The organism is Bartonella sp. AA168HLJHH, from assembly GCF_042197365.1.
In the GTDB taxonomy this organism is placed as follows: domain Bacteria; phylum Pseudomonadota; class Alphaproteobacteria; order Rhizobiales; family Rhizobiaceae; genus Bartonella.
The window spans coordinates 1-6,606 of the sequence record NZ_JBHIRS010000038.1; the positions used below are offsets into that span (position 1 = coordinate 1).

General features: G+C 44.6%; 4 protein-coding genes and 2 pseudogenes. All 6 read right to left on the reverse strand.

Annotated elements, in window-relative coordinates:
• Positions 1–1,012, reverse strand: a 1,012-nt coding sequence (locus tag ACFINM_RS09225; protein ID WP_375641185.1) for a Bgr_08870 family protein, incomplete at its 3' end; no start/stop codon positions are given.
• Between the two features lie 13 nt (positions 1,013–1,025).
• Positions 1,026–4,168, reverse strand: a pseudogene (locus ACFINM_RS09230) (DUF4815 domain-containing protein).
• 1 nt (position 4,169) lies between these two features.
• Complete coding sequence (locus ACFINM_RS09235) at positions 4,170–5,288, reverse strand: phage tail protein (RefSeq protein WP_375641187.1); 1,119 nt, start codon at positions 5,286–5,288, stop codon at positions 4,170–4,172.
• Positions 5,288–6,115 carry a baseplate J/gp47 family protein gene (locus tag ACFINM_RS09240; RefSeq protein ID WP_375641189.1) on the reverse strand — a complete coding sequence of 276 codons (828 nt, stop codon included), beginning with the start codon at positions 6,113–6,115 and terminating at the stop codon, positions 5,288–5,290. The genes ACFINM_RS09235 and ACFINM_RS09240 overlap by 1 nt, the downstream gene beginning before the upstream one ends.
• Positions 6,112–6,453, reverse strand: a complete 342-nt coding sequence (locus ACFINM_RS09245) for a GPW/gp25 family protein (RefSeq protein WP_375612353.1) — start codon at positions 6,451–6,453, stop codon at positions 6,112–6,114. The genes ACFINM_RS09240 and ACFINM_RS09245 overlap by 4 nt, the downstream gene beginning before the upstream one ends.
• Positions 6,450–6,606: pseudogene (locus ACFINM_RS09250) on the reverse strand (phage baseplate assembly protein V); the annotation flags it as partial. The gene ACFINM_RS09245 and the pseudogene ACFINM_RS09250, both read right to left, overlap by 4 nt.

Here is a 6,606-nt window from a genome sequence, read left to right on the forward strand (position 1 = left end):
AAGCACCCCCACCACCATATCCTCCTGTCGCCGTAATAAAATTTTTGCCAACGGTCGTTGTTCCTCCAGAATTACCTGTTGCACGAAGTGATGCAACAGAAGTTCCACCCTTACCAATTGTGATATCTTCATGACCATTTAAACTGGCTTTATAGCCATACCAGACTGAACAACCGCCACCGCCGCCACCTCCTCCTAATCTTGGCGTATCCGCTCCGCCACCACTACCACCGCCACCCCATGCTTGGATTTCTAACCTAGTTTGGTCTGTTACCCAATCTGGCCATTCAATTTTCCCATCTTGCGTATACAGCAATTCAGCATCGGCAATAATGAGTTTATTAATCAAATCTTTTTTGATGTTTTTAATTTCCTGCTTGAGAATATCTATTTCTGCTTTTGTATAAACAAGATCACCATCGACTTTTAAAGGTCCTTTAAGAAAGCTTCCGCTTGTGCTTAAACTGGTAACCATTTCACCATTGTGGATGAGGCTAAACGACGAATTGCCCAAAAGCTCTAAGGCACCACTCATAGTCACTTTGCTGGTAAATTTATTGTAATTTTTCCATTCATTTGGACTTGTGAGGCGACCATAGCTTGTGAGATCTTCGTTGATTTTGGCTCTAAAATCATCAAGCCCCACAATATCTTCGGTTTTATGTTGATGCGCGCCTAACAATGATATTGCACTGCCAAAAGTGAAGTTATTATTGCTTGATTTATAGAGAACATAATTGTTGGCAGCATCTTTTGCGCCTTCGATATCGCTTAAATCGGCAAAAGTGAAAGTTTTATCCGCTGCCATTTTGCCATTGAGAGCGCTTTCTAGATTTATGATTTCGCTTATGGTATGCGTGTGTTGTAAAGGTGCTTTTTGGTCTACCTTGTCCTCAACATCGGCTATTGCCTGATCAATTTTTGTCAAGTTTTCGCGCAAGATTGGGAATTCAGAACTGATAAAACGCCCCTCTTTAGGCAATTCCATGTCGAGTTTTTTGGTTTTTGTCATCTCTGTTCTCCCATCACAATATGCCAGCGCCAAAATCACACACCATGGACCGCGCTGCCGGTCCACCGGTAAGCGTGAGTTTGAGGCGCGCTTGTTTGGCTGTTTTATCGCTGCTCACAAATTTGCGCTCTGTCCAAAGCGGTTCAGCGAGTTGTTCTGTTTCGTCGAGTTTCAAAGGAACAAAAGCACCATCATCCAGTTGCATCTCGAGTGTAAAGGTTGCACCGCCCGGTAAAAAGGTTTTGATATAGCTGGTCAACCTTGCCTTTTCCCCAAAGGTAAAAGCACGGGTGACATAAGTGGCTGTTTTATGAATCTTCCCCGCAATCAATTGAACAGGCGCAAACAAGACGGGTGAGAGCTTCTCTGTCCCTTTGAGAATAGCGCGAAGCTTTACCTTTTCACTGATATATTCAGTAAGACTGAGTAATTGAAAGGGAAGGAGTTGATAAACCGTGCCGTTGTTTCTTTCAATTTCAAAGATGACAGAACAATCGCTTGAAGGCAATTCAATGGCTGCGCGTATTTGTAAATCAGAGCAGTCCACAAGATCAAAAGTGCCAAGATCAATGGTTTTTTCTGTTTGTGTGTAGCGTGCCGCCAGCACTCGAAAGGCTAAAGCCTCATCTTGATGAGCAGTCCAGCTCCTAGCATTGACAGAAGAAAAGCGTGGACCGGTCACGTAAGGGTGACTTGAGACAAATCTTTGGTGTTCTGCATCAAAATCCCCAAGCTTTGCTAGTGAGACAGAATGATCAGCATCATCGGTTTTAATGACAAAAGCCGTTAAGCGGTCATCCATCACAAGGAGTGGTACATCATAGCGTGCATCTGCCCATCCTGCCTTTGCGCCCTTCATAGAATAAAAGCTTTGCGCTTGAATATCGGCGGTCGGATAACCGTTTTCTGTAGTGACCAAATCAATCACCAGATCATGGTTCTGATTGCCGATTTTGCAAAGATGAAAGTCAATTCCAGTGATTTGCCGTGTTTCATCGGGGGTAAAGACTTGCGCTTGTGGGTCAAATTGCGTCCAGATCTTCACTGTTGTGGTGCGCCGCATCACTTTCACATCAATCACGCCTTGACCTGTAAAAAGCCCTGTTGCAATTGTTCCACCTTTTCCCCGTGCCACAACATTTTTTGTGCCAGCCGTAATATTTTGTGGAATCGTGAAAGCGCCCTCAAGGGTGCCCTTGCTATCGGCAATAAGGAGACTCTTTGGTAAAACATTCACACCATCAAAGGTAAGACTTTCCAAGATTTCGCTACTGCCAAAACCTTCAATTTTAAAGTGAAGGGTAATTTGTCTTAAAAAGTCGATTTGTTCTTGGTGTGTGTTGATGAAATTATCGCTTACTTCTGTTCTACGTATGGTACTGCCGCGATGTTTTCCCATAATGATTTGATTGGTGATACCCGAGAGCCAATCGGTGCGTTGTTCATGCCAAAAGTCTGTTGCGGGTTCAAGGGTTACTGTACCAGGCAGGGGTGCAAAATTTTGATAGGGGTTGATCTTTTCGCAAGCCGTTGTCAACTCTTGCGCAATGATCACTTCATTTGTCCAGTCAAGGGTAACAGGCGCTGTAAGATTAGCGGTGTAAAAGGTTGGATCAATGGCGAGCTGTAAAATGCCGTTGCCTACAGCACCTGTTTGTTGAAAGCCTTCATCTCTGTAACTATCATCAAGAAAAGGGTCTGCGAACATGCCTTTTTTGGCAACAGGTTCTTTAGAGTCAACATTGCTTTTAATACGCTCTAATTGCATCAGACGGTCAAGCGAAAGCACTCGTTGAAAATAGCGCCACATTTCATCATAGGGGGCAACCCGTGTGCCATCATTGACCACAACCGGCGTTTCAAGCCAATTGTTGGTAATGGTTGCAAGGGACAACACATCATCAGGGACATTTGGTGCCATGGGATGATCTGATGAAACTCCTTTGATATAGACGACATTGCCCCCCGTGTTGAGACCGATACGGTCAATGCGGGGCAATTTATAAGTGTAACTGACGATAATATCACCACCTTCCGCACCCCCTGAGACAGTGATTTCCTGCGCTGTTACCTTATCAGCCTGCACCCGTGCACGATAGCGATAAGTCACCTGATAGCTGCTGCCCGGTAAAGGTTCGTCTCCCACGGGTGCCCAATCAATGGTGTCTCCGGTTTTTTTAAAATCAATACCTTCTTTAAATTCCTTGCTTCCTTGAACGACTTTAATAAACGCGGTGATGCTTTTATCCGGCACACCATCACGCCCAGCGGCAACGGCACCACGGGTGACGTTAACGGTTTTTTCTTTTGTCAACAAAAGAGACTGAATATCGGCAATAGGAAAATAATAGGGTTTAAAGGTGAAACTTGTTTTCCCTTTTGGGGGCGCAAAAATATGCGTTTCGCTTGGAACAACGCTTGTCGAAAAGTCCTCGAGTTCTTCATGGCGCAAAGCCGCTAAGCGTTTGCGTTTAAAGCCATTGATATTGGCTTCTCCTTCTTGAATACTAAACACTTGGCAACCGTTATTGGCTCCCAATGCGCTCACACGGCAGCCACTCACGATATAATGCCCATGGGCACGGTCGTACGTCGCAATAGCTTGCATGGCGGGTTCAAGCAGTGAGGGCGATTTTTGATCAATCAGAACGCCATCTTGTAAAATATAAACCGGAAAGAAAGTGCCATTCTGCGCATCCTCTTTCAGTGCCCAAACAAGCTTTGCTGTTTCGCGTGCCGCTCCAGGCTCTCCTTCTGCTAAGGTGCCAGGGACTTGCCCCAAGAGCTCTGGATCATCCTCATGAGTTATCCATTTTTTTGCAGCTTCACACCAATTTCCAAGCGCCCAATCATGGCAACATTGTTGAGTACAGCTGGTGCAACGGGGAAAATATCGCCTGCGATATAAATCTTGCCATCCGTTAAAGTGACGGTCTTTGTCTCTTTGTTGACAAAAGCATCAGCCCGTTCAACGCGGTCTCCTTCTTTTGCAACAAGGCGCCCCAAGCGGTCATGACGCCCCCTGATGATGGTTTGAACCTCATTGAGTTCACCACTTTGAATAAAGGGACGCGTGCCATAAAACACCACGCTTTGTTGTTCCTCTTTGCCGCGAGATCTGTCAATTGCAAAGGGTAAACCACTTTCATGCTTCATATTAAAACCTCAATAAAATCTTGAATTGTTCGCGAACATCGGCGCGCAAAGGAATATTGATGGGTGTTTTGAGTATCTCGACACCGCCATTTAGTTCATTGGCATCACACCAAAGCTTTCCAAAGGGGATATCAAGAGGGACATCTTGTTTGGGAATGCCGTGAACGAGAATAGAAACAAATGCTGCTTGTTTGTCCTCAACATCGTGAAAATCTGTGCGTGCTGCAAGAAACAACAGAGTGCCGGTTGGGGAAGGGTTAAATCTGTTGCCACAATGGTTGTACACACCATCCAAAGCCTGTTCGACAGGCGCTACAGCATAGCATCTGCGATACCCAATCACGCTATTTTGGCTGTCTTTTAACACGAGATAAAGCGTGCGACCATGAAACCATTCTGCCATGAGTATATCGCGTTCATGTTTTTTAACCGAACACCACGGAAAATTTGCCATGTCCCATGGATAATCGATTTGTTCAAAGCTTAACTCTTCATCCCCATCATCTATCCAATTACCAATAAGCCTGCCTTCTTCTCTTGTGAGCGTGTGATTGATTTCTGTTGTGCGCCCAAAGGAAAACAAAGTGCCCCCAGCTGTTAAGCGAACACCGCTTTCATACTCCAACATGCTGTCATCAAGGCGTGACATATTGCATTCAACAGCTTGCACATCATACCCCGCAACACCACGACGAAAATCGGAGCGCAAACTTTTGGAGAGATCTGTAATCGCTTCAATGGCTTCAAGCTGTGTTCGTTCAGGCAACTGATCAAAATCAAGTTGAAAGGAGTTCCACCATGCGCGCCCCGTCCAGGCGGGTTGAAAGCGTGCTGTAATCTCTAGCCATTCAAGCCCCATCTCTATTGCCGCAAGGGAGCCACGTATCCTCTGCCATTGAAGCCCTTGATCAATCAAATCATAGAGATTTGGAACATAAGGTGTCAGTTCACCAAGCCCGTATTCTTCAATCAACCACGGCAAGAAACGGGGAGGGCGTGTGATCAGTTTTGCGCGTGAAATCCCCAAAACAGAACCATCAATATCTTGATGAAAATCGCAAGCATCAGCAAGGCGCTTTTCAAATTCTGTCGCATTTGTGGGAAGGAGGGAACCAACCATTAGCGGGCACGCCCTTTGAAGTTTAAGGTGATTTTTCCAATCGATAAAATTTCTTCATCACAAACCATACTGTCTTGTGTTGGGGTAATGGCAATCACTTTCTGGACACCAGCAATCATTAGTTTTGAAATCCACCACGACAAACTTAATTCACGACCAATGGCTTGTTCTTGTCTCCATGCTGCTCTTAAATTTATTTCCATTGTTGTAAGAATTTTCAAAGATGTTTCTGGTAACAGCCAAACATCTGCTTCTAAATCCAGCACTTTTTTGACAGCAGCGTGAACAATGATTGTATCATTGGTCATGATGATATTTTTTCTGTGAAGAGCTTCTGAGACTGTTTGTATGAGATCTTCAGAGGCTGTTCCTTCTTCATTATTACCAAAAAGAGCAACATAGATGGTTGGGTTTTTGCCTTTACGATAAATAATCGCATCCTTCACACGGCTATCGGCTGTTAAGGCGATAAGTTTGTAATAGGGTTCTGTCCCACTTCCGTTTCCTCCACGGGCATGAAGCTGTATGCGTTCACGATATCTCTCGTCACTTTCACCCTCCATGCGGGCAAGACCATGCCAGTTTCCCAAAGCGTCAAGAGATTCACCGGTTGCAAAATCAAGAATGTTGTTGCGTGCTGCCTCATTAATACGCTGTCTTAAAAGCAACTCTCGATAGCTAAAAGCCTCTATGACTTTTACGGCCGGATCACTTTCAAGAATGGTATATTCAGGCAAAAGCTCTTTTAAATGGACAAGAGCAGCAGCGCGTATTTCTTCAAAAGAAAGTTCTGTGATGATGTCTGGTTTTGCAAGCACTCCATTCATTTTATCAATAATCCTTCCATGGTAATGGGCTTGCCGGATGGCAAATAAATGCCTTCAAAGGATAAAGAAACGTGTCCATTCTCACCCCTTTTAAAATCAATTTTTTTCAATTTAAAACGCGGTTCCCACTTGTCTAAAGCCTCAGCAACAGCAGCATAAAGAGCAACAGCAAAAGCATTATTAACCGGTGCATCAATGAGTTCAGCAACACGTGAACCATAATCACGCCGCATTACACGCGAACCAATCCGCGTTAACAAAATATCAAGGATTGATTGACGTAAATGATCAATGCCGGTCAATGGCTTTCCTGTTGTACGGTCCATTCCACTGTTCAATTGGGACCTCCTGTCATAGAACCACCAGGGGAAACACCGCCATGAACATGGGTTTCTCCTACATTGGTGCCGTTATGTCTTAATCCACTTGAATGAATGGAAACATTATTTCCAGAATGAAGAGAGAGACTATCATTCGAATTCAGTGAAATG

Excerpts from the sequence above, each read along its gene's own strand:
- ACFINM_RS09235 (WP_375641187.1), bottom strand. The coding sequence starts at position 5,288 with ATGGTTGGTTCCCTCCTTCCCACAAATGCGACAGAATTTGAAAAGCGC.
- ACFINM_RS09240 (WP_375641189.1), bottom strand. The coding sequence starts at position 6,115 with ATGAATGGAGTGCTTGCAAAACCAGACATCATCACAGAACTTTCTTTT.